Below are 21,014 nucleotides of genomic sequence, written 5' to 3'. Positions count from 1 at the left end.
CCACTTCGACTCCAAGGACTCGATCGTCGAGGAGATCCTGCGCGGCTTCCTCGACGAGCTCGCCGGCCGCTACGACACGGTGCGCACCGCCGGACTCGGCCCGCGGGACACCATGTGCGCCCTCGTCACCGAGTCCTTCCGGGAGATCGACCGGCACGGGCCCGCCGTCGCGATCTACCAGAAGGAGTCCAGGACCCTCGCCGCCCGTGAGCGCTTCGCGTTCCTCGCCGCCTCCCAGCGGACCTTCGAGCAGACCTGGCTGACCACGCTGCAGGAGGGAGTGGCGACCGGTGAGTTCCGGGCGGACCTCGACGTCCGGCTGACGTACCGCTTCGTGCGCGACACCGTCTGGGTCGCCGCCTCCTGGTACCGGCCCGGCGGCCGGCACAGCCCCGAGGAGATCGCCCGCCAGTACCTGGCGACCGTCCTGGACGGCATCGCCACGCAGGACCACCGTCCGACAGCCGAGCAAGGATGAAGGAGCCGTCATGGCCGAGGCCTACATCGTCGAAGCGGTCCGCACCCCCGTCGGCCGGCGCTGCGGCGGACTGAGCACGGTCCACCCCGCCGACCTGGGCGCCCACGTCCTCAAGGAGCTCGTCGCGCGCGCCGGCATCGACCCCGCCGCCGTCGAGGACGTCGTCTTCGGCTGCCTCGACACGGTCGGCCCGCAGGCCGGAGACATCGCCCGCACCTGCTGGCTCGCCGCCGGGCTGCCCGAGGAGGTCCCCGGCGTCACCGTCGACCGGCAGTGCGGCTCCTCGCAGCAGGCCGTCCACTTCGCCGCCCAGGGCGTCCTCTCCGGCACCCAGGACCTCGTCGTCGCCGGCGGCACGCAGAACATGTCGATGATCCCCATCGCCTTCGCCTCCCGGCAGGCCGCCGAGCCGCTCGGCCTCACCGAAGGCCCCTACCTGGGCAGCGAGGGCTGGCGCGCCCGCTACGGCGACCAGCCGGTCAACCAGTTCCACGGCGCCGAGCTCATCGCGCGGAAATGGGGCATCACCCGCCGCGACCAGGAGGAGTGGGCGCTGCGCTCCCACCGGAGGGCCCTGCGCGCCCTCGACGAGGGCCGCTTCGCGAGGGAGACCGTCGCGTACGGCGACGTCACCGCCGACGAGGGCCCGCGCCGCGACACATCGCTCGAGAAGATGGCCGGGCTGAAGCCCGTCCTCACGGACGGCACCATCACCGCCGCCTGCTCCTCCCAGGTCTCCGACGGCGCCGCCGCGATGCTGCTCGCCTCCGAGCGAGCCGTCCGCGAGCACGGGCTCATCCCGCGCGCCCGCGTGCACCACCTGTCCGTCCGCGGCGAGGACCCGATCCGGATGCTGTCCGCGCCGATCCCCGCGACCGCGCACGCACTGAAGAAGACCGGCCTGACCATGGACGACATCGACCTCGTCGAGATCAACGAGGCCTTCGCCCCGGTCGTGCTGGCCTGGCTCGAGGAGACCGGCACCGACCCGGACAAGGTCAATGTGAACGGCGGGGCGATCGCCCTCGGCCACCCCCTCGGCGCCACCGGCACCCGCCTGATGACGACGCTCCTGCACGAACTGGAGCGCACCGGCGGCCGGTTCGGCCTGCAGACCATGTGCGAGGGCGGCGGCCAGGCCAACGTGACGATCATCGAGCGGCTGTGAACCGGCCCGACGGCGCCGCGAGGGCGGACGGCGCCCCCGGCACCCGGCACGCGCTCGGCGGAAGGGTCGCCCTGGTCAGCGGCGCCGCCCGCGGCATGGGCGCCGCGATCGCCCGCGCGCTGGCCGAGGACGGCGCCCGGGTCGTCCTCGGCGACATCCTCACCGAGGAGGGGGAGCGGACCGCCGCCGCACTCGGCGCCCGTGCGCGCTTCGTGCGGCTCGACGTCACGGAGGCGGACTCCTGGGCGGCCGCCGTCGACACGGCCCTGCGCACCTTCGGCCGACTCGACATTCTCGTCAACAACGCGGCGCTCTACACGACAGCGCGCCTCCTCGACGAGGACGTGACCCGGCTGGAGCGGCTCCTCAAGGTCGATCTCGTCGGCCCGTTCCTCGGGATCCAGGCCGCGGTGCCCGCCCTGCGCGCCGCGGGCGGCGGCGCGATCGTCAACATCTCCTCGCAGGCCGGGCTCCAGGGCATCGTCGGCCACGGCGCCTACGGAGCGGCCAAGTGGGGCCTGCGCGGACTGAGCCGCACCGCCGCGCTCGAGCTCGGCGGCCACGGCATCCGCGTCAACTGCGTCTTCCCCGGAGCCATCGACACCGCGATGACCGCCCATCTCGGCACCACCGCGCACCCCGCCGCCGCGCTCGGCCGCATCGGCCGGCCCGAGGAGGTCGCCCGGCTCGTCGCGTTCCTCGCCTCCGACGGCGCGTCGTACCTGACCGGCGCCGAGATCACCGCGGACGGCGGCGCCACGGCCGGCCGGATGCCCGTCCCCGCCCACCCGGCCGGGCCCACCGGCGCATGACCGCCGACCCGCGCCCGCTCCCCGCCGTGGCGGACGCCCCTGTGCCCGGAGCGGTCCCCGGGGGGACGACAATGGGCGGGTGCCTACCAAGAAGAAGCCCCAGGCGACGACGTCCGCGCCCGAGCGCCGCGGCGAACTGCTCCAGACCGCGGCCGAGGTCTTCGCTGAGCAGGGGTACAACGCCACGACCGTCCGCAAGATCGCCGACCACGCGGGCATGCTCGCGGGCAGCCTCTACTACCACTTCGACTCCAAGGAATCGATGCTGGAGGAGATCCTGCGCACCTTCCTCGACGAGCTGTGGTCCGGCTACGACACCGTGCTCGACGCGGACCTCGGCCCCCGCGAGACGCTCCAGGCACTGGTCACCGAGTCCTTCCGGGAGATCGACCGGCACCGGCCCGCCGTCGCGATCTACCAGAAGGAGTCCCGCCAGCTCGCCGCCCAGGACCGCTTCGAGTTCCTCGCCGCGTCCCAGCGGCGCTTCGAGAAGACCTGGCTGACCACCCTGGAGCGGGGCGTCGCCGACGGCGTCTTCCGCTCCGACCTCGACATCCGGCTGACGTACCGCTTCGTGCGCGACACCGTCTGGGTCGCGGCCTCCTGGTACCGGCCCGGCGGGCACCACAGCCCCGAGGAGATCGCGCGCCAGTACCTGTCCATGGTTCTGGACGGGATCGCCACTCGGTGATAGCGCGTGTTAGAGTCGAGAGCGTTGCAGTTTTGGTACCCATAGACTTTATGTGCGCCTGACGGGAATGTTCCTCAGGCGCATTATTGTTTTCCGGGATGTTCTCGGAATGGGAGCTGCTACCTGTTCAAGGAGAACAACATGGCCACCGGTACCGTTAAGTGGTTCAACTCGGAAAAGGGCTTCGGCTTCATCGAGCAGGACGGCGGCGGCGCTGACGTCTTCGCCCACTACTCGAACATCGCCACCTCGGGCTTCCGCGAGCTCCAGGAAGGCCAGAAGGTGACCTTCGACGTCACCCAGGGCCAGAAGGGCCCCCAGGCGGAGAACATCCTCCCCGCCTGATCCTGCATCACCCGGCCGGGGTCCGCACCAAGCGGTGCGGGCCCCGGTTCGCGCTGTCCCCGCCTGTTCCTGTCAGTCCCCGGAAGGCATGCCGCATGGCCAGCTCCCCCCGCCCGTCCCGGCGCCGCAGTCCCCGTCCCGCAGCGGACGGCGGGCGTCGCACCCCCGAACAGCAGCGCAGGCGGCAGCCCACCCCGCCGCGCGAGTTCACCATGCCGGAGAGCTCCACGCCCGCGCTGCCCCCGGCCGAGTCCTTCGACGTGCTCGACATGCCCGTCGCCCTCGTGAAGACCCTCGGCGAACAGGGCGTCACCGAGCCCTTCCCGATCCAGGCCGCGACGCTGCCGAACTCCCTCGCCGGACGCGACCTGCTCGGCCGCGGCCGCACGGGCTCCGGCAAGACCCTCGCCTTCGGTCTCCCGCTGCTCGCCCGCACCTCGGGCTTGCGCGCCGAGCCCAAGGCCCCGCTGGCGCTCGTCCTCGTCCCCACGCGCGAGCTCGCCCAGCAGGTCACCGACGCCCTCACCCCGTACGCCACGGCCCTGCGGCTGCGGCTCACGACCGTCGTCGGCGGCATGTCGATCTCCCGCCAGGCCGGCGCGCTGCGTCGCGGCGCCGAGGTCGTCGTCGCCACCCCGGGCCGCCTCAAGGACCTCATCGAGCGGGGCGACGTCGCCCTCGGCGACGTGCGCATCACCGTCCTCGACGAGGCCGACCAGATGGCCGACATGGGCTTCATGCCGCAGGTCACCGCGCTGCTCAAGCAGGTGGCGCCGGGCGGGCAGACGATGCTCTTCTCCGCGACGCTCGACCGGAACGTGGACCGCCTCGTGCGCCAGTTCCTCACGGACCCGGTCGTGCACTCCGTCGACCCGTCGGCCGGTGCCGTCACGACGATGGAGCACCACGTCCTGCACGTCCTCGACGAGACCGACAAGAAGGCCGTCACGGCCCGCATCGCCGCCCGCGACGGCCGCGTCATCCTCTTCGTCGACACCAAGCGCTCCGCCGACCGGCTCGCCAAGCGGCTCCTCGGCACCGGCGTGCTCGCGGCCCCGCTGCACGGCGGCCGCAGCCAGCCGCAGCGCAACCGCACCCTCGAACAGTTCAAGGACGGCCGCGTCACCGCGCTCGTCGCCACGAACGTCGCCGCGCGCGGCATCCACGTCGACGACCTCGACCTCGTCGTCAACGTCGACCCGCCGACCGAGCACAAGGACTACCTGCACCGCGGCGGCCGCACGGCCCGCGCCGGTGAGTCCGGCAGCGTCGTCACCCTGGTCCTGCCCGAGCAGAAGCGGGACGTCCAGCGGCTGATGCGGGACGCCGGAGTGCGGCCCCGCACCACCCAGGTCCGCTCCACCGACGAGGAACTGGTCACCATCACCGGGGCGCGCGAGCCCTCCGGCGTGCCGGTCACCATCGCCGTGCCCGAGCCGGCCCCCGTGCCCGCAGCGCGGAGCGGCTCCTCGTCGAAGCCCCGCCGGTCGCGCGGCGGACGCGGCGGTCGTGGCGGCTCCGGCAACGGCGCCGCCCGTCGCACCACCGCCGCGGGCTCGGGCGCGGGCTCCGGCTCCGGCAACGGCGGCGCCCGTCGGTCCGGCCCCTCCGGCTCCGGTGCGGGCTCCGGCTCCGCGGCGCCGAACGCGGGCGCCCGACGCCGCCGTCCCCGCCGCCCCTCGGCCGACTGACCGGAACGCGGCTGCGGGTCGGCGACCCGACGGAACAGCGCCCCCGAGACGACGCACGCAGTGCGCGCCTCGGGGGCGCTCCCGGCAGGAGGGCCGGATCACCCCCGGCCCGGCAGAGTGCCGAGCACCTGCCGGGCCTCGGCCATCACGCGGGCCACGAGCTCGGCACAGCTCGGCAGGTCCTCGATGAGCCCCGCGACCTGCCCGGACGCCATCACACCGAGGTCCGTACGGCCCTCCACCATGGACGCCCTCAGGAGCATCGGCGTGTTCGCCGCGAGCAGCACCTGGCTCCAGGAGAGGTCCTTGCCGTGCCTCATCGCGAGCCCGTCCCGGACCATCTGCGGCCAGGAGAGCCCGGACAGCTTTCTGAACCCGGACGCTCTGCGCACCGCCTGGACGAGCGCACGGGCGCGGCCCGCGCCCTCCAGCGCGTCGACCAGATCGCTGCGCAGCATGCGGTGCGGCAGCCCGTCGACCGCCGTCGTCACCGTCACGTCCTTGACCGACGCCGCCAGGTACCGAGCCTTCACGGCGTCCGGCACGGTGGAGTCCGAGGTCAGCAGGAAACGCGTGCCCATCGCGACGCCCGCGGCCCCGTAGGCGAGCGCGGCGACCAGCCCCCGCCCGTCCCGGAAGCCGCCCGCCCCGACGACCGGGATGCCGACCGCGTCCACGACCTGCGGCAGCAGCACGGACGTGGCCACCTCGCCGGTGTGGCCACCGCCCTCGCCGCCCTGCACGATCACCGCGTCCGCACCCCATGCGGCGACCTTCTCGGCGTGCCGGCGCGCCCCGACGGAGGGGACGACCACGACCCCGGCGTCCTTCAGCTCGGCGATCAGCTCACGGGACGGCGCCAGCGCGAACGAGGCCACCTTCACGCCCTCGTCGATGATGATCCGCACCCGCTCGCGCGCGTCCCCCGCGTCCGCCCGCAGGTTCACCCCGAACGGCGCGTCGGTGCGGGACCGCACCTCCCGTACCGCCGACCGCAGTCGGTCCACGGTCATGGTCGCGGAGGCGAGGATCCCGAGCGCTCCCGCGTTCGCCGCCGCCGAGACCAGGCGGGGGCCCGCGACCCAGCCCATGCCCGTCTGCACGAGCGGGTGGCGCACCCCGGTCAGCTCGGTGAACGCCGTGGGGAGCGTGAACGCGGCGGCGTCGCTCATACGGACCTGACCTCCCGCTCGCGCAGCGCTCTGGGGTCGACCACGTCACGGATCAGCCGCAGCTCCTCGGCCGTCGGCGCGCGCGTGTCCGGCACCTCGCCCCCCTCGGGGAGCGCGAGCGTGAACCCGGTCGCCTCCTGTACCTCGTCCACGGTGACGCCGGGGTGCACGGACGCGATCCGCATCGCGCGGTCCGGCGTCTCGAAGTCGAGCACCGCCAGGTTCGTCACGACCCGGGGAATGCGGTGGTAGCGCGTCGCGGACGGTCCCGCCGCGGCGGCGCTGTCATAGCCCACACCACTGATCATGTCGACCTTCTCGACGAACACGCGCCGGCTGTGCCTCGGCACCCAGTAACTCACCGGATTGTTCAACGTGTTGACCGGGGCGCCGCGCACTCCGAGCAGCTGCCGGTCGGGGCGCTCCCAGTCGCCGATGCACGAGATGTTCTGGTTCCCGAAGCGGTCGAGCTGGCTGGCGCCCATCATCACGTGCCGCCGCCCGCCGGTCACGAACGTCAGGTGCTGACGGTACGGAAGCCAGCCCTCCGCCGCGCCGTCCGGCCCGACCAGCGTCGCCTCCCCGTCGGTGAGCAGGAGATCGGGCGCGAAGGTCCGCCGGGCGAGCCGCGCCCCGATCCCCGGGACGAGCCCCATCGGGCTGGCCAGCACCTCCCCGTCGTTCCGCCAGGCGTCGGCGCAGGCGATCACGCAGTACTCGGCGCGGGTGACGGCCTGCGCGGTGGTCCCGGTGCCTTCCGTCATGGTCACTTCTGCTCCTCGTGCCAGGCCTGGACGGCCGACCGGTACTGCTTCTCGTCACCGCCGGGCGGCAGGAACCGCTCGGCGAACTCCGCCCAGGGCGTGCTCGCGTACAGCTTCTGGAAGGCCTCGTCGCGCGCGTAGTCGGGCACGCACGACGTGAAGTCCGCCCCGAGCGGCGCCTCCACCACACCCGTCACCACATGCCGCTTGATCAGCAGCGACTGCGGCGTGACATCCGGACCGAACCCGTCCACGAGCCGCTCGCACGACACGTACGCACGGTCCGCCGCCTCGCAGAACAGGTCGTCGAAGTACGGGTCGGGGCCCAGGTACTGGCCGTTTCCCCTGCGGTCCGCGCGATTCATGTGCACCAGGGCCGCGTCCAGCCGCAGGGCGGGCATCGCGACGAATGTCTCGCCGTCCTCGTACGGCGACGTGACGGTGCGCAGCTCCGGATTGACCCGCATCACGTCCGAGCCGAGGCCGGCCCGGACCGGCAGGAACGGCAGTCTGTTCGCCGCGGCGTGCAGACCCCACATGAACATCGCCTCGTCGACCTCCGTCATCGCGAGCGCGCCGCGCTGCCGCGCCGCCCTGAAGTGCGGCTCCAGGGGGATCGAGTCGAGCGTCACGAAGGCGCCCACCAGCCTGCGGATCCTCCCCGCGGCGGCCAGCATCCCGACGTCCGGGCCGCCGTACGAGACCACGGTCAGGTCCGTGACGTCACTGCGCAGCAGGGCGCGGACCAGCGCCATCGGCTTGCGGCGCGAGCCCCAGCCGCCGATACCGATCGTCATGCCGCTGCGCAGCCGGCCGACGACCTCGTCCGCCGTCATCAGCTTGTCGGCCCGGCCCGTCCTGTCGTGCCCGCCGGTGGTCCCGGTGGTCCCCGTGCTCGCGGTCATGGTCACTCCGCTCCCTGTCCGAAGGTGTCGCGCACCCGGTCGGCGACCCCGCTGAGATTCGCCTCGAACGTGAAGCCCTGCTCGAAGCGGTAACTGCGGTGGACGTCGACCGGATCGATGCCGTTGAGCGCGGACTTGGCGAGGCGGATCAGGTAGCCGTCCTTGCGGGCGATCTCCCGCGCCAGGTCCAGGGCCGCGGCGCGCAGCCCGGCCCGCGGCACGACCTGCCACACCGAGCCGTGGGCGTGCAGCTCGGCCGCGGTGGCGGTGCGCGAGGTGTAGAACAGCGCACGCATCAGATGCTGCGGGACCAGCCGGGCCAGGTGCGTGGCCGCGCCGAGCGCGCCGCGGTCCAGCTCGGGCAGGCCGAACGTCGCGTCGTCGGCGGCCACGATCGCGTCCGCGTTCCCCACCAGCCCGATGCCGCCGCCCAGGCAGAAGCCGCCGACGGCCGCGACGACCGGGACCTCGCACCGGTACACCGCCGAGAACGCCTCGTAGCAGCCTCTGTTGGCCCCGATCAGGGCGCGGTGGCCGCCCTCCGGCGAGGCCGTCTCGCGCTGCATCTCCTTGATGTCCACACCTGCGCAGAACCCCCGGCCGTCCTCGGCCGCGGTGAGGATCACGCAGCTCACGTCCGGGTCGCGGCCCGCGGCGCGCACCGCGTCGGCCAGGTCGTACCAGCCCTGCACCGGCAGTGCGTTGACCGGAGGGAAGTCCACCGTGACGACGGCGATCCCCTTTTCGGGTGAGGAGGTGGAGACACCCATGGCGTTCAGCTACCTTTCCACCTAACGTTTGTTTGGTAGGTGTCGACCGTAGCAGGTGCCGGAGGCCTGCGGAACGGTGCGGGGAGCCGATCGGCGAAGGAGCGAGGGATGGGGCGGGACACGGGCGGGGCGGATCTGAGCGGCCGGGTCGTGGTCGTGACGGGCGGTACCAGGGGAGTGGGGGCGGGGATCGCGCGGGCCTTCGCGGCGGCCGGGGCCGAGGTCGTGGTCTGTGCCCGCAGACCACCCGACGTCCCCCTCGACGGCTGCGCGTTCGCCCCGCTCGACCTGCGGGACGCGGCAGCGGTGCGGGAGTTCTTCGCCGGCCTGGACCGGGTGGACGTGCTGGTGAACAACGCGGGCGGCACCCCGTACCGTCTGCTCGGCGAGACGGACGCGGAGCGGCACGCGCGCGTCATCGAGCTGAACCTGACGGCGCCGCTCACCGTCTCCCTCGCCGCCCGGGACCGACTCGCGGCGGCCCGCGGCGCGATCGTCATGATCGGCAGCGTCAGCGGCACCCGCGCGTCACCGGGCACGGCAGCGTACGGGGCGGCGAAGGCGGGCCTGGAGAACCTGGCGCGGTCCATGGCCGTCGAGTGGGCCCCGGACATCAGGGTGAACACGCTGGTGCTCGGCATGGTCCGCACCGAGTCGACGGCCCTGCACTACGGGGACGAGGCGGGTGTCGCCGCGGTCGGGGCGACGGTGCCCCTGGGGCGGCTCGCCGAGCCCCGCGAGATCGGCGAGGCGGCGGTGTTCCTGGCGTCGGACGCCGCCGCGTACATCAGCGGGGCGAGCCTGCTCGTGCACGGCGGCGGCGAGCGCCCCGCGTTCCTCGACGCGGCAACGGTCAACAAGGAGGCGTGACATGACGGAATCCCGGACGTCGGCGGCAGCGACGACGGCTCCCGCGACGGCCCCGGCGGCGACCTCGGCGGCCGGCCCCGGCGGGCTGTGCGCGGGGCGGGTGGTGGCGGTGACCGGTGCGGGCCGCGGTCTTGGCCGGGCCCACGCGCTGGCCTTCGCGGCGGAGGGCGCCCGCGTCGTGGTGAACGACCTGGGCGTGGGCCCGGACGGGGCGCCCGCGTCCGAGAGCCCCGCGGCCCGGGTCGTGGCCGAGATCCGCGCGGCCGGCGGTGAGGCGGTGGCCCACGGAGGCGACATAGCGACATCGCAGGGCGCCGCCTCGCTCGTCGCCGCGGCCGTCGACACCTTCGGCCGCCTCGACACCCTGGTGAACAACGCGGGCTTCCTGCGCGACCGCATGCTGGTGAACCTGGCGGAGGACGACTGGGACGCGGTCGTGCGGGTCCATCTCAAGGGCCACTTCCTGCCGTTGCAGCAGGCCGCCGCGTACTGGCGGGCCGAGGCGAAAGCGGGCCGCACCCCGGTCGCCCGCGTGGTCAACACCTCGTCCGGTGCCGGTCTGCTGGGCTCGGTCGGCCAGGGCAACTACAGCGCGGCGAAGGCCGGCATCCTCGGCCTGACCCTGGTCGCCGCCGCCGAGACGGGCCGCTACGGCGTCCAGGTCAACGCGATCGCACCGGCCGCCCGCACCCGGATGACCGCGGCGACGTTCGCCGACACGATGGCCGCACCCGAGGACGGCGCCTTCGACGCGATGGACCCGGCGAACGTGTCGCCCCTGGTGGTCTGGCTCGGCTCCGGCGCGGCCAGCGACGGGGTGAGCGGTCGCGTCTTCGAGGTCGAGGCCGGGCGCATCACGGTGATGGAGGGCTGGCGTCCGGGCCCCACCGTCGACAAGGCCGAGCGCTGGACCCCGGCCGCCGCGGGCGAGGCGACCCGCGACCTCCTGGCCCGGGCGACGCCACCGGGGGTGGTGTACGGCGCGTCCTGACGGCCCGGCGCGCGCCGGCTCAAGGGGTCCGGGGCAGCGTCCACTCGAGGCGGGTCCGGGTGCGGGCGTCGGTACAGGCGCGGGCCGCCTCCTGCGCCAGGTCGTGGGCGTGGCTGCCGGGCGGCGCCAGGGCCAGCAGCCGTGCCAGCGGCTCGACGGCCCGCGGGTCCTGCCGCACCGCAAGCCCCCGGGCCGCCTCCGCGGCGACCTCGTCCACGGGGTCGTCGAGCAGCCAGGCGAGGGTGTCCAGCAGAGCGGCCCCGCCCCCGCCCCGACGCCCGGCGGGCCCCGCGGACTCCACGGCGTCTGCATCCGCCGCGGCCCCCGGGCCAGCCACGGCCCCCGGGTCAGCCACGGTCCCGGTGTCCGTCACGGCCCCGACATGCTTCACGGCCCCCGGGCCAGCCACGGCCCCGGCATCCGTCACGGCCCCCGGGCCAGCCACGGCCCCGGCATCCGTCACGGCCCCCGGGCCAGCCACGGCCCCGGTGTCCGTCACGGCCTCAGCGGCAGCCACGGCCCCGGCGGACTCCACGGCCCCCGCATCAGCCACGCCCCCGGCATCCGTCACGGCCGCCGCGTCCGCCAGGGCCGCCGCGGACCGGGACCTGACGGTCGGGTCGGGGTCCGAGCAGAGGTGGGTCGCGGTGGCGAGGGCCTCCGCCGTGCCGACGGCGGTGAAGCCCGGCAGGGCGACCGCGAGCGCCTGCCGCACGCCGGGGTCGGGATGGTCCGCGAACGGCGCCAGTTCCGCGAAGGAGACAGGCTCCGCGCGCACGCCCAGCGTTCCCAGTGCCCCGACCGCGCACCGCAGGTCGGGCCGGGCCGCCCGCCGCGCGGCGCCGCCGGGGGAGTCGGACGGGGAGTCAGACGGGGAGCCGGACGGGGAGCCGGTGGGCGTCGCCGCGCGCAGCACCTGGCGCAGCAGGGGCAGCGCCCTGGGGGTGAACGGGCCGGGCGCCGGGCCCAGTCCGGCCAGCACGTCCGCGGCGAACGCCCGGCGCAGCGGATCCCGGTCCGCACACCACGCGGCGGCCGCGCGGAAGGTGAGCTCGTCCGCCCGCTCCCGCAGCGCCCCCCTCGCCTCGGTCCAGTCGTCGCCGTCCGGGTCGCCGGAGCGCACCGCCCGGTTCGCCAGCTCCGCGGCCGGTGCCCTGATCCCCAGCGACCGTTCGAGGAGCGTCGCGATCGCCGCATGGCCGGTCTGCTGCTCGTTCCCCGTCGTGGGGCGCCCCGTCTCGTCGAGCAGCTGCACCGAGACCGTGACCCCGCCGTCCTCGGCGAACCGCTGCGTGATCGCCTCCCGGTCCCGTGCCTGCGGCGACGTGGCGGCCAGCCCCGCCCGCAGCCGGGCCGCCACGTCGACCCCGATCCACCGCCGCGCCTCCGCCAGCGCCTGCTCGCCGCCCGGCGCCCCGCAGCCCAGGAGCGCCCGTACGCAGTCGGCCGACCCGCGCCGGGCCGCCGCGACCAGCGGGTACTCGCCCTTGGCGTCGGGGAGCCCCGGATCGGCCCCGCCGTCCAGCAGGGCCCGCACCACCGGGGCCCGGCCCAGCTGGACGGCCCAGGTCATCGCCCGGAAGCCGCCCTCCTCGACCGCGTCCACCCGGGCACCCGCGCCGAGCAGCGCCCGCACCACCGCCACGTGCCCGCCGCACGCCGCCCCGCACAGCGGCAGATCCGTGCCGCAGCTCAGCCCGTCCGGGTCCGCGCCGGCCGCCAGCAGAAGCCGTACGATCCCCGGCTCGTCGCACATCGCCGCCCGGTACAGGGCGCTCTCCCCGTCCTCGTCGCGCACCTCGCCCGGCACCCCGGCCCGCAGCAGCCGCACCACCGCGTCCTCGTCACCGCTCAGCACGGCGTCGAACAGCGCGGAGCCGTCCGGCATCCCCTTGTCGTCCATCCCTCGACCATCGCCCCGAAAGCCGCCCGAACACAAACCAATTCGGGCAAAACCCAACCCCGGCGCCGCCTGGGCCCCGGATTCCGGGCCCTCGACGGTCTAGGTGTCGCACTCCAGCACCGTCCGGCACAGTCCGCACCGTGCGCGGACCCGCCCCCGCACCGGTACCCGGATGCGCTGGTGGCAGGTCGGGCAGGGGAAGGCCACGCGCAGCCCGGAGCGCTCCTGTGTGCCGCCCGAGGAGAACGCGTACGGTCCGCCCGGGAGCGCCGACTGCGGGCCGTGGACCTGGGCGTGCCGCCGGTCCTTCGCGTAGCGGCGGCGGCCCGCCCACCCGGCCGCCGTCAGCGGGGGCTGCTGCCCGTCCCGCCGCGCCTGGGCGAGTCCCTGCGTGTACGCGGTGTACGCCTGCGCACTGGTGAACCACGTCTCCGGGGACTCGCCGAACGCCAGCGAGCGCTTCGCCAGGACGTACCCGAACTCCTCGGGTGTCAGATAGCCCAGCTTCTGCGAGGACGCCCCGTCCTCCCGGAAGGCGTCCAGGAGCAGCCAGCCCGCGCCCAGGTAGGTCGTCGCCGTGTCGGTCAGGATCTCGTTGTCCCGCGTCCCCGGGAAGGTCAGGTCGAGCCGGTGCAGACAGACGTGCATGATCTCGTGGGCGAGCGCCGCGCCGATGTCCCGGCGATGTGTGCGGAAGCGGTCGTTCAGCTCGATGAAGTACTCGGGTCCGGCGGCCAGTTCGACGCTCGCCGCGTGCTGCATCTCCCGGAAGCTCACGATCATCCGCGCGTCCGGCAGCCGGTAGTGCCGCACCAGCTCCCGTGCCACCCGCTGCACGCCCGGATAGAGATCGTCGGTGTCGGCGAACGCCACGTCCACCGGCGCGACACTCGTCGCGAACGCGTGCACCGTGTCGTACGAAAGGCGCCGGTACAGCGCCGTGATCGCCGAGCGCACCGTCTCCAGATGCGGATAGCCGTGCACCACCGGCCCGCCGTTCGCCACGCGCGCACCCCCTCGGGGCGCCGGGCCGTCCCCCCGGGGACGGCCCCCGGACCCGGCCCGTCCAGAGTACGGCGACCCCGCCCGGCCCGGACAGCGCGCACGAGCCGCCGCCGCGCGCCGTCCGTCAGCCCACGTCCACCCGGACCCGCGGCGGGCCCGAGCGGTCCGTCTCCAGGACCCACACCTCGTTCACGCCCGCGCGCAGCACGGGCCCGGGGACGTACAGGGACCGCTGCGGGCCCGTCGACCAGTAGCGGCCCAGGCAGAAGCCGTTGACCCAGACGAAGCCGCGCGTCCAGCCCGGCAGTTCCAGCGCCGCGTCGCCGGGCGAGGGGACCTCGAAGACGCCGCGGAAGAGCCCGCGCGGACCCTCCCGCGGTGGGCCGGACGGCAGCGCCGCCACCGCGTCGGCCGTGAACGCGTCCAGCCGCAGCCCGCGCGCGGTCACCCCGTGCAGGTACTGCCGCTCGTGAAGCAGCCCGCCCGTCAGTCCCTTCGGCTCGCCCGTGCGCGGCCCGTAGTTGACCCGGCCGAGGGACTCCACCCACAGCTCCACGCGCGCGGGTCCGGCCACCGGGACCGGCAGTTCCGGCTCCGCCTCCGTGAGGACCCCCGCCCGCTCCCCGTCCACGTGCACGACGGCGAGATCGCGCAGCCCGTGAGCCCGCAGCGGCAGCCCGCCCCGCGGCCCCGGTACCGTCACCGCGTACCGCACCAGGCCCCGGTCCACGTCCAGTTCCTCGAACGACGCGGGTGTCGCCCGCTCGACCTCCGGCCCGCCGAGCCCCGCAAGCACCTCGTCGAGCTCCGTGAACGCCGTCAGCTCCACCTCCACCGGCGCCGCCAGCGTCGCCGGCCGCGCGGGCAGCTCCGGCAGCGGGCCCTCCGCGTACGGCGCGAGCACCTCACGGAACAGCCAGAACTTCTCCGTGGGCCGCCCGCGTTCGTCGATCGGCGCGTCGTAGTCGTACGAGGTCACATCCGGTTCGAGCGCCCCGTCGTGCAGCGCGCCGCCCCCGCGGTTCGCCCCCGCCCAGCCGCCGAAACTCGTCCCCCCGTGCGCCATGTACAGGTTCACGGAGGCCCCGCACTCCAGGATCTCCCGCAGCGCCTGCGCCGCGTCCCCGGGGTCCCGGACGACGTGCTCCGCGCCCCAGTGGTCGAACCAGCCGCACCAGAACTCCATGCACATCAGCGGCCCTTCGGGGCGGTGCCGCCGCAGCGTCGCGAACGCCTCGCGCGCGTGGGAGCCGAAGTTCGCCGTCGCCAGCACCCCCGGCACCGAGCCGCCCGTCAGCATGTGGTCCTCCGGGCCGTCGGACGTGAACAGCGGCACCGTCACCCCGAGTTCGCGCAGCAGCTCCGCCAGCGACCGCAGGTACTCCCCGTCCGAGCCGAAACTGCCGTACTCGTTCTCCACCTGCACCATGATCACCGGGCCGCCCCGGTCGATCTGCCGCTCGGTGATCTGCGGCAGCAGCACCCGGAACCAGTCCTCGACCCGCGCCAGGAACGCCGCGTCCCGCGTCCGGATCCGGGACCCGAGCGGCCCCGTCACCCAGTGCGGCAGCCCGCCGTTCTCCCACTCCGCGCAGATGTACGGCCCCGGGCGGGCGATCACCCACAGCCCCGCCTCGTGCGCGGCGTCCAGGAACCGGCCCACCGCCGCCACGTCCCGCACCTCGCCCGGCCGCGGCGCGTGCAGGTTCCACGGGACGTACGTCTCGACGCAGTTCAGCCCCATCGCCCGCAGCATCCGCAGCCGGTGCCCCCACTGCTCCTCGTGCACCCGGAAGTAGTGCAAGGCCCCCGAAAGGAGCCGCACCGGCCGCCCGTCCACCTCGAAGTGCTCCCCGCCCACCCTGAACCGGTCCATCGCATCCCTCTCGCTCACCTACAGGCGGCCACTTTCACCTCTGGCGGGCGACCCGGTCCATGGACAAAGATCGGCTGGTGTTGGACAGGGCTCCGCCGCCACGGCCAGGCGAACGAACCATCGCAGGAGGGGACAGATGCCCACGTATCACACCTGGATGCGCTACTTCACGCCCAGCCCCGCCCACCACCGGCTCGGCCTCGTCTGCCTCGGCGTCGGACTGCAGCACGGACTGCTCCCCACCGTCGGGCCCCGCACCCTCGACCACCACGTCGCGGTCGTGATCAGCGCCGGTTCCGGATGGTTCCACGGCGCCGACGGCCGCCGCACCACCATCACCGCGCCCGCCCTGATCTGGCTCACCCCCGGCGTTCCGCACCACTACGGAGCCGACCGCGGCACGGGCTGGGACGAGTGCTTCGTCGACTTCACCGGACCCGCCGCCGCCACCTACACCGAACTCGGCTACATCGAGCCCGACCGGCCCGTCGTCCCGCTCTCCGACGCCGCCCAGGCCCGCGCCGCCGTCGGCCGCATCGCCCGCGCCGCCCGCCGCGGCAACCCCCTCCTCGAGGTCGAGACCGGCGCCGCCGTCCACGAACTCCTCGTCGCCCTGCGCCGCGCCCGCGCCGACATCGCCCCCGACGGCGACCCCGTCCTCCAGGCCCTCGCCCGCGACGCCTTCCAGCCCCTGTCCGTCGCCGAGCACGCCGCACGCCACGGCATGACCCCCGCCGAGCTGCGCACCGCCGTCCGCCGCGGTGCCGGATGCAGCCCCAAGGACTACCTCCTCGGCATCCGGCTCGGCCGGGCCAAGGAACTCCTCGCCGCCACCGAACTGCCCGTCGCCGCCGTCGCCCGCCGCGTCGGCTACGACGACCCCGCCTACTTCTCCCGCCTGTTCACGCGCCGCGTCGGCACCGCGCCCGTCCGCTTCCGCGAACAGCAGGGCCGCGCCGTCCCCGGCGGCTGGTCCGACAAGATCCCCGACCCCCACGACCCGCCCATGCTCCACGTAGGCTGACCTGTCATGACCACCAGCGACCCCGCACCCCAGACGGAAGTCGACCCCGCCGTCCGCGCCGAGCTCGGCCGCCTCCGTGACAGCATCGACAACATCGACGCCGCCGTCGTCCACATGCTCGCCGAACGCTTCAAGTGCACCCAGCAGGTCGGCCACCTCAAGGCCGAGCACGCCCTGCCGCCGGCCGACCCGGCCCGCGAGTCCCGCCAGATCGAGCGCCTGCGCCAGCTCGCGGAGAACGCCAAGCTCGACCCGGCCTTCGCGGAGAAGCTGCTCAACTTCATCATCAGCGAGGTCATCCGCCACCACGAGCAGATCGCGGCGGACGCCGGTCCGAAGGCCGGCCCCTCCGGCGAGTGAGGAGCGGGGTCCGGGTCAGCGCCCCGTGACCTCGGCGCCGCAGGCCCGCGCCTCTCACGCGACAGGACACGACCTGTTCCCGCGCCGGAGGCGTACGGCAACATGACCCCCATGTCCGTACTGACGCGCGACGAAGCGCAGACCCGCGCCCGGCTCCTCGAGGTCGAGCGGTACACCGTCGACCTCGACCTCACCCGCGGCCCCGACACCTTCGGCTCCCGCACCGCGATCACCTTCACCGCACGCACCGCGGGTGACACCTTCGTCGAGCTCAAGCCCGCCGAGCTGCACTCCGTCACCCTCGACGGCCGGGACCTGGACCCCGCCGCCCTCGACGGCAACCGCCTCGCCCTCACCGGCCTCACCGAGGGCACGCACGAGCTCCGCGTCGACGCCGCCATGTCCTACTCGCACACCGGCGAGGGCATGCACCGCTTCACCGACCCCACCGACGGCGAGACGTACGTCTACACGCAGCTGTTCATGGACGACATCCAGCGCGTCTTCGCCGCCTTCGACCAGCCCGACCTGAAGTCCCGCTTCGACCTCACGGTCACCGCCCCCGAGGGCTGGACCGTCCTCGCCAACTCGGTCACCGAACACCTCGGCGAGGGCCGCTGGCAGGCCGCCACCACGCCGCTGCTGTCCACCTACCTCGTCGCCGTCGCCGCGGGCCCCTGGCACTCCGTGCGCACCGAGCACCGCGGACTGCCCCTCGGACTCCACTGCCGCCGCTCCCTCGCGCCCCACCTCGACGCCGACGCCGACGAACTCCTCGACATCACGCGCGCGTGCTACGACCGCTACCACGAGAAGTTCAGCGAGCCGTACCCCTTCGACTCGTACGACCAGGCCTTCGTCCCCGAGTTCAACGCCGGCGCCATGGAGAACCCCGGACTCGTCACCTTCCGCGACGAGTTCGTCTACCGCTCCGCCGTCACCGACACCGAGCGCCAGACCCGCGCCATGGTCATCGCGCACGAGATGGCCCACATGTGGTTCGGCGACCTCGTCACCCTCAAGTGGTGGGACGACATCTGGCTCAACGAGTCCTTCGCCGAGTACATGGGCTACCAGACCCTCACCGAGGCCACCCGCTTCGCCGACACCTGGGTCGACTTCGGCATCTCCCGCAAGAACTGGGGCTACGAGGCCGACCAGCGCCCCTCCACCCACCCGGTCGCCCCCGAAGCCGTCGAGGACACCGCCTCCGCCCTCCTCAACTTCGACGGCATCTCCTACGCCAAGGGCGCCTCCGCCCTGCGCCAGCTCGTCACCTGGCTCGGCGAGAAGGACTTCCTCGCCGGCATCAACACCCACTTCGCCCGGCACAAGTTCGGCAACGCCACCCTCGCCGACTTCATCGACTCCCTCGCCTCCGGCACCGAACGCGACGTCCACGCCTGGGCCGACGCCTGGCTGCGCACCACCGGCGTCGACACCCTCACCCCGCACGTCACCGCCGCCGACGGCGGCACCTGGACCCTCACCGTCGACCGCACCGGCAGCCGCCCGCACCGCATCGCCGTCGGCCTCTACGACCGCGACCTCGCCGACGGCCGCACCTTCGTCCTGCGCGAGCGCGTCGAGGCCGACGTACCCGGCGGCGAGCCCCTCACCTTCCGCGGGCCCCGCCCCGCCCTGATCGTCCCCAACGACCAGGACCTCACCTACGCCAAGATCCGCCTCGACCCCGCCTCCGAGGAAGCCGCCCTGCGCGGCCTGTCCGGCGTCCCCGACCCGCTCACCCGCGCCGTCCTGTGGAACGCGCTGCGCGACATGGTCCGCGACGGGGAACTCGACCCCCTCACCTACCTCCACACCGCCGAGGCCCATCTCCCCGAGGAGACCGACCTCGCCCTCGTCCAGGGCGTCCTCGCCTTCGCCCACACCCAGGTCGCCGACCACTACAGCACCCCCGAGCAGCGCCCCGCCGCGCTCTCCCTCATCACCTCCCTGTGCGAGACGCTCATCCGCCGCACCGAGGACGGCGACCACCCCGGGCTGCGCCTCACCGCCGTCCGCCACCTCATCGACGCCGCCCAGCACGCCGACGTCATCCGCGGCTGGTACGACAGCGGCAGCGTCCCCGGCGGCCCCGAGCTCGACCCCGAACTGCGCTGGCGCATCCTCGGCCGCATGAGCGTCCTCGGCGCCGTCGACGACGCCGTCATCGAGGCCGAACTCGCCCACGACCCCAGCGCCACCGGGCAGGAGGGCGCCGCCCGCTGCCACGCCGCACTGCCCGACCCGCAGGCCAAGGCCGCCGCCTGGGACGCCCTGTTCACCGACGACCCCGGCCGCGAACTGTCCAACTACCTGTTCACGGCCACCGCCCAGGGCTTCTGGCAGCCCGAACAGGCCGACCTCCTGCGCGGATACGTCTCGCGGTACTTCACCGACGTGACCGCCCTCGCCGAACGGCGCGGGCCCGCGCTCGCGGCCGCCGCCGGGCGCTACGCCTTTCCCTCGACCGCGATCGGCGCCGAGACGCTGCGGCTCGGCGAGCAGTGCCTCGCGGAGGGGGACCCGACGCCCGCGCTGCGGCGGCGGCTGACCGACCAGCTGGACGATCTGGAGCGGGCGTTGCGGGTGCGTGCGGCTGCGGGTTCCTGACCGGGCGGCCGGGGTGGGGCCCGCCGCGGCGCGGCCTCTATACCTCACCCCGGCCCCAAGTCCCGCAACCACGTCCCCCTTTCGGGTCCACTTCGGTTGATCAGGGCGGGGGTCGCCCGGGGCCGATCAAGACTGGTCCGCATGAGTGACCTGCCGCCCCTCGCCGGAGGCGAGCGGGGCCCCGAGGAACTGCGGCCCCTGCTCGACACCGTGCTCGACGCCCTGAAGAACGGCGCGGCCCACCGGGGCGGCCCCCTCCCGTCCGGCGGCCCCGACACCGTCTCCGCCCGCCTGCGCGACGCCACCGGCGAGCTCCTCCCCGTCCACGGCACCGGCGCCGAGACCGCCCTGCGCACCCTCGTCGCCGCCGTCGCCGAGGGCGCCGCCGATCCGGCCGACCCCCTCTGCGCCGCCCACCTGCACTGCCCGCCCCTCGCCGTCGCCACCGCCGCCGACCTCGCCGCGAGCGCCCTCAACCCCTCGATGGACTCCTGGGACCAGGCCCCGGCCGCCACCGCCCTCGAGACCGAGGTGACCCGCCTCCTGGCCCACGAGGCCTACCCGGACGCCTCGGCGGCCGACGCCCTCGTCACCACCGGCGGCACCGAGGCCAACCAGCTGGCCGTCCTCCTCGCCCGCGAGGCCACCCGCACCGCCGCCCACCCCGTCCAGCTCCTCGTCGGGGAGAACGCCCACCACAGCCTCACCCGTGCCGCCTGGCTCCTCGGCCTGCCCGAGCCCGTCGTCCTGCCCGCCCCCACCGGCACCCTCGACCCCGCCGCGCTCGACGAGGCCCTCACCGACCTGCCCGGCCCCCACCTCGTCGCCGCCACCGCGGGCACCACCGACGCCGGCCTCATCGACCCGCTCCCCGAGACCGCCGCCGTCTGCGAGGCCCACGGCGCCCGCCTCCACATCGACGCCGCCTACGGCGCGGGCCTCCTGTTCAGCCCCCGCCACCGCGCCGCGCTCGCCGGCCTCGACCGCGCCCACAGCATCACCCTCGACCTGCACAAACTCGGCTGGCAGCCGGTCGCCGCCGGCCTCCTCGCCGTACGCGACCGCACCGACCTCGCCCCCCTCGGCCACCGGGCCGAGTACCTCAACGCCGACGACGACACCGAGGCCGGACTGCCCGACCTCCTCGGCCGCTCCCTGCGCACCACCCGCCGCCCCGACGTGCTCAAGACCGCCGTCACCCTCAAGGCCCTCGGCCGCACCGGCCTCGCCGACCTCGTCGACCGGGTCGTCGCGCTCGCCCACCACCTGGCCCGCCTCGTCGACCTGCACCCCGGCCTCGACCTGTACGACACCCCCGCCCTGACCACCGTCCTCTTCCGGCCCACCGGCGCCGACGACGACACCGTCGCCGCGATCCGACGCAGCCTCCTCACCGACGGCCGCGCCGTCCTCGGCCGGGCCCGTATGGACGGCCGCCTCTGGCTCAAGGCCACCCTGCTCAACCCGCACACCGACCCCGGTGACCTCGCCGCACTCCTGAAACTGGTGGAAGGACACACCCCCCGATGACCGCCGCGCCCGCACCGCAGCCCAGCGACCCCACCGAAGCACC

At 74.4% G+C, this 21,014-nt stretch carries 19 protein-coding genes; 12 read left to right on the top strand and 7 right to left on the bottom strand.

All coding sequences use genetic code 11. The annotated features are described in order from the left end of the window. The 6 genes from GTW43_RS14065 to GTW43_RS14040 all read left to right on the top strand — a co-directional run. Positions 1 to 478 (top strand): TetR family transcriptional regulator (locus GTW43_RS14065; RefSeq protein WP_161302068.1); only part of this gene is annotated, 478 nt, incomplete at its 5' end. Between the two features lie 10 nt (positions 479 to 488). Then, entirely contained in the window at positions 489 to 1,646 is a 1,158-nt protein-coding gene (locus GTW43_RS14060; protein ID WP_161302066.1) for an acetyl-CoA C-acetyltransferase, read from the top strand. Then, positions 1,643 to 2,458, top strand: coding sequence for a glucose 1-dehydrogenase (locus GTW43_RS14055; protein WP_343246000.1), 816 nt, complete (start codon positions 1,643 to 1,645; stop codon positions 2,456 to 2,458). Before GTW43_RS14060 ends, GTW43_RS14055 begins: the two co-directional genes overlap by 4 nt. Before the next feature lie 79 nt (positions 2,459 to 2,537). Further along, entirely contained in the window at positions 2,538 to 3,149 is a 612-nt protein-coding gene (locus tag GTW43_RS14050; protein WP_161302064.1) for a TetR/AcrR family transcriptional regulator, read from the top strand. Positions 3,150 to 3,290: 141 nt separating this feature from the next. Next, complete coding sequence (locus tag GTW43_RS14045) at positions 3,291 to 3,494, top strand: cold-shock protein (RefSeq protein ID WP_005318814.1); 204 nt, start codon at positions 3,291 to 3,293, stop codon at positions 3,492 to 3,494. Between the two features lie 95 nt (positions 3,495 to 3,589). Then, the gene (locus tag GTW43_RS14040; protein ID WP_161302063.1) at positions 3,590 to 5,185 is read left to right on the top strand and encodes a DEAD/DEAH box helicase; all 1,596 of its coding nucleotides are present in this window, start codon (positions 3,590 to 3,592) and stop codon (positions 5,183 to 5,185) included. A gap of 98 nt (positions 5,186 to 5,283) precedes the next feature. On the opposite strand, the gene GTW43_RS14035 is transcribed toward GTW43_RS14040, so the two are convergent. From GTW43_RS14035 to GTW43_RS14020, 4 genes are read right to left on the bottom strand one after another with little or no spacing between them, the layout of a single operon-like run. After that, positions 5,284 to 6,357 carry a nitronate monooxygenase gene (locus GTW43_RS14035; RefSeq protein ID WP_161302061.1) on the bottom strand — a complete coding sequence of 358 codons (1,074 nt, stop codon included), beginning with the start codon at positions 6,355 to 6,357 and terminating at the stop codon, positions 5,284 to 5,286. Next, complete coding sequence (locus GTW43_RS14030; RefSeq protein WP_161302059.1) at positions 6,354 to 7,121, bottom strand: CoA-transferase; 768 nt, start codon at positions 7,119 to 7,121, stop codon at positions 6,354 to 6,356. Before GTW43_RS14030 ends, GTW43_RS14035 begins: the two co-directional genes overlap by 4 nt. Positions 7,122 to 7,123: 2 nt before the next feature. Beyond that, the gene (locus tag GTW43_RS14025) at positions 7,124 to 8,026 is read right to left on the bottom strand and encodes a CoA transferase subunit A (protein WP_161302057.1); all 903 of its coding nucleotides are present in this window, start codon (positions 8,024 to 8,026) and stop codon (positions 7,124 to 7,126) included. 2 nt (positions 8,027 to 8,028) lie between these two features. Continuing rightward, positions 8,029 to 8,796, bottom strand: coding sequence for an enoyl-CoA hydratase family protein (locus GTW43_RS14020; RefSeq protein WP_161302055.1), 768 nt, complete (start codon positions 8,794 to 8,796; stop codon positions 8,029 to 8,031). 108 nt (positions 8,797 to 8,904) lie between these two features. Between GTW43_RS14020 and GTW43_RS14015 the strand changes: the two genes are divergently transcribed. Both GTW43_RS14015 and GTW43_RS14010 read left to right on the top strand, forming a co-directional pair. Continuing rightward, positions 8,905 to 9,666, top strand: a complete 762-nt coding sequence (locus GTW43_RS14015; RefSeq protein ID WP_161302053.1) for an SDR family oxidoreductase — start codon at positions 8,905 to 8,907, stop codon at positions 9,664 to 9,666. Position 9,667: 1 nt separating this feature from the next. Next, a complete protein-coding gene (locus GTW43_RS14010) occupies positions 9,668 to 10,657 on the top strand; it encodes an SDR family oxidoreductase (RefSeq protein ID WP_161302051.1) in 990 nt (329 codons plus the stop codon). A 19-nt stretch (positions 10,658 to 10,676) separates the two neighbouring features. On the opposite strand, the gene GTW43_RS38025 is transcribed toward GTW43_RS14010, so the two are convergent. From GTW43_RS38025 to GTW43_RS13995, 3 genes are all read right to left on the bottom strand, one after another. After that, entirely contained in the window at positions 10,677 to 12,560 is a 1,884-nt protein-coding gene (locus tag GTW43_RS38025) for an ankyrin repeat domain-containing protein (protein ID WP_237536591.1), read from the bottom strand. 99 nt (positions 12,561 to 12,659) lie between these two features. Next, positions 12,660 to 13,565, bottom strand: a complete 906-nt coding sequence (locus tag GTW43_RS14000; RefSeq protein ID WP_161302050.1) for a hypothetical protein — start codon at positions 13,563 to 13,565, stop codon at positions 12,660 to 12,662. Between the two features lie 124 nt (positions 13,566 to 13,689). Continuing rightward, complete coding sequence (locus tag GTW43_RS13995; protein WP_161302070.1) at positions 13,690 to 15,441, bottom strand: beta-galactosidase family protein; 1,752 nt, start codon at positions 15,439 to 15,441, stop codon at positions 13,690 to 13,692. A 136-nt stretch (positions 15,442 to 15,577) separates the two neighbouring features. Between GTW43_RS13995 and GTW43_RS13990 the strand changes: the two genes are divergently transcribed. The 4 genes from GTW43_RS13990 to GTW43_RS13975 all read left to right on the top strand — a co-directional run bounded on the left by GTW43_RS13990 (position 15,578) and on the right by GTW43_RS13975 (position 20,971). After that, complete coding sequence (locus GTW43_RS13990) at positions 15,578 to 16,465, top strand: AraC family transcriptional regulator (protein ID WP_161302048.1); 888 nt, start codon at positions 15,578 to 15,580, stop codon at positions 16,463 to 16,465. Between the two features lie 6 nt (positions 16,466 to 16,471). Beyond that, positions 16,472 to 16,825, top strand: coding sequence for a chorismate mutase (locus tag GTW43_RS13985; protein ID WP_161302046.1), 354 nt, complete (start codon positions 16,472 to 16,474; stop codon positions 16,823 to 16,825). 102 nt (positions 16,826 to 16,927) lie between these two features. Continuing rightward, positions 16,928 to 19,441 (top strand): aminopeptidase N, encoded by a 2,514-nt coding sequence (pepN, locus tag GTW43_RS13980; protein WP_161302044.1) that lies wholly within the window; start codon positions 16,928 to 16,930, stop codon positions 19,439 to 19,441. Positions 19,442 to 19,582: 141 nt separating this feature from the next. Next, complete coding sequence (locus GTW43_RS13975; protein WP_161302042.1) at positions 19,583 to 20,971, top strand: aminotransferase class V-fold PLP-dependent enzyme; 1,389 nt, start codon at positions 19,583 to 19,585, stop codon at positions 20,969 to 20,971. Positions 20,972 to 21,014 lie beyond the last annotated feature (43 nt).

Source organism: Streptomyces sp. SID5785, assembly GCF_009870065.1.
In the GTDB taxonomy this organism is placed as follows: Bacteria; Actinomycetota; Actinomycetes; order Streptomycetales; family Streptomycetaceae; genus Streptomyces.
Note: the sequence above shows the minus strand (reverse complement) of the source record. Positions and strands in the feature narration are given on the sequence as shown.

Bases quoted from the DNA above. Each gene is read 5' to 3' on its own strand.
- GTW43_RS14020 (WP_161302055.1), bottom strand. From the start codon at position 8,796: ATGGGTGTCTCCACCTCCTCACCCGAAAAGGGGATCGCCGTCGTCACG.
- GTW43_RS14040 (WP_161302063.1), top strand. From the start codon at position 3,590: ATGGCCAGCTCCCCCCGCCCGTCCCGGCGCCGCAGTCCCCGTCCCGCA.
- GTW43_RS13985 (WP_161302046.1), top strand. From the start codon at position 16,472: ATGACCACCAGCGACCCCGCACCCCAGACGGAAGTCGACCCCGCCGTC.
- GTW43_RS14045 (WP_005318814.1), top strand. From the start codon at position 3,291: ATGGCCACCGGTACCGTTAAGTGGTTCAACTCGGAAAAGGGCTTCGGC.
- GTW43_RS14025 (WP_161302057.1), bottom strand. From the start codon at position 8,026: ATGACCGCGAGCACGGGGACCACCGGGACCACCGGCGGGCACGACAGG.
- GTW43_RS38025 (WP_237536591.1), bottom strand. From the start codon at position 12,560: ATGGACGACAAGGGGATGCCGGACGGCTCCGCGCTGTTCGACGCCGTG.
- GTW43_RS14030 (WP_161302059.1), bottom strand. From the start codon at position 7,121: ATGACGGAAGGCACCGGGACCACCGCGCAGGCCGTCACCCGCGCCGAG.
- GTW43_RS14035 (WP_161302061.1), bottom strand. From the start codon at position 6,357: ATGAGCGACGCCGCCGCGTTCACGCTCCCCACGGCGTTCACCGAGCTG.
- GTW43_RS13990 (WP_161302048.1), top strand. From the start codon at position 15,578: ATGCCCACGTATCACACCTGGATGCGCTACTTCACGCCCAGCCCCGCC.
- GTW43_RS14060 (WP_161302066.1), top strand. From the start codon at position 489: ATGGCCGAGGCCTACATCGTCGAAGCGGTCCGCACCCCCGTCGGCCGG.
- GTW43_RS14015 (WP_161302053.1), top strand. From the start codon at position 8,905: ATGGGGCGGGACACGGGCGGGGCGGATCTGAGCGGCCGGGTCGTGGTC.
- GTW43_RS13995 (WP_161302070.1), bottom strand. From the start codon at position 15,441: ATGGACCGGTTCAGGGTGGGCGGGGAGCACTTCGAGGTGGACGGGCGG.
- pepN (WP_161302044.1), top strand. From the start codon at position 16,928: ATGACCCCCATGTCCGTACTGACGCGCGACGAAGCGCAGACCCGCGCC.
- GTW43_RS13975 (WP_161302042.1), top strand. From the start codon at position 19,583: ATGAGTGACCTGCCGCCCCTCGCCGGAGGCGAGCGGGGCCCCGAGGAA.
- GTW43_RS14010 (WP_161302051.1), top strand. From the start codon at position 9,668: ATGACGGAATCCCGGACGTCGGCGGCAGCGACGACGGCTCCCGCGACG.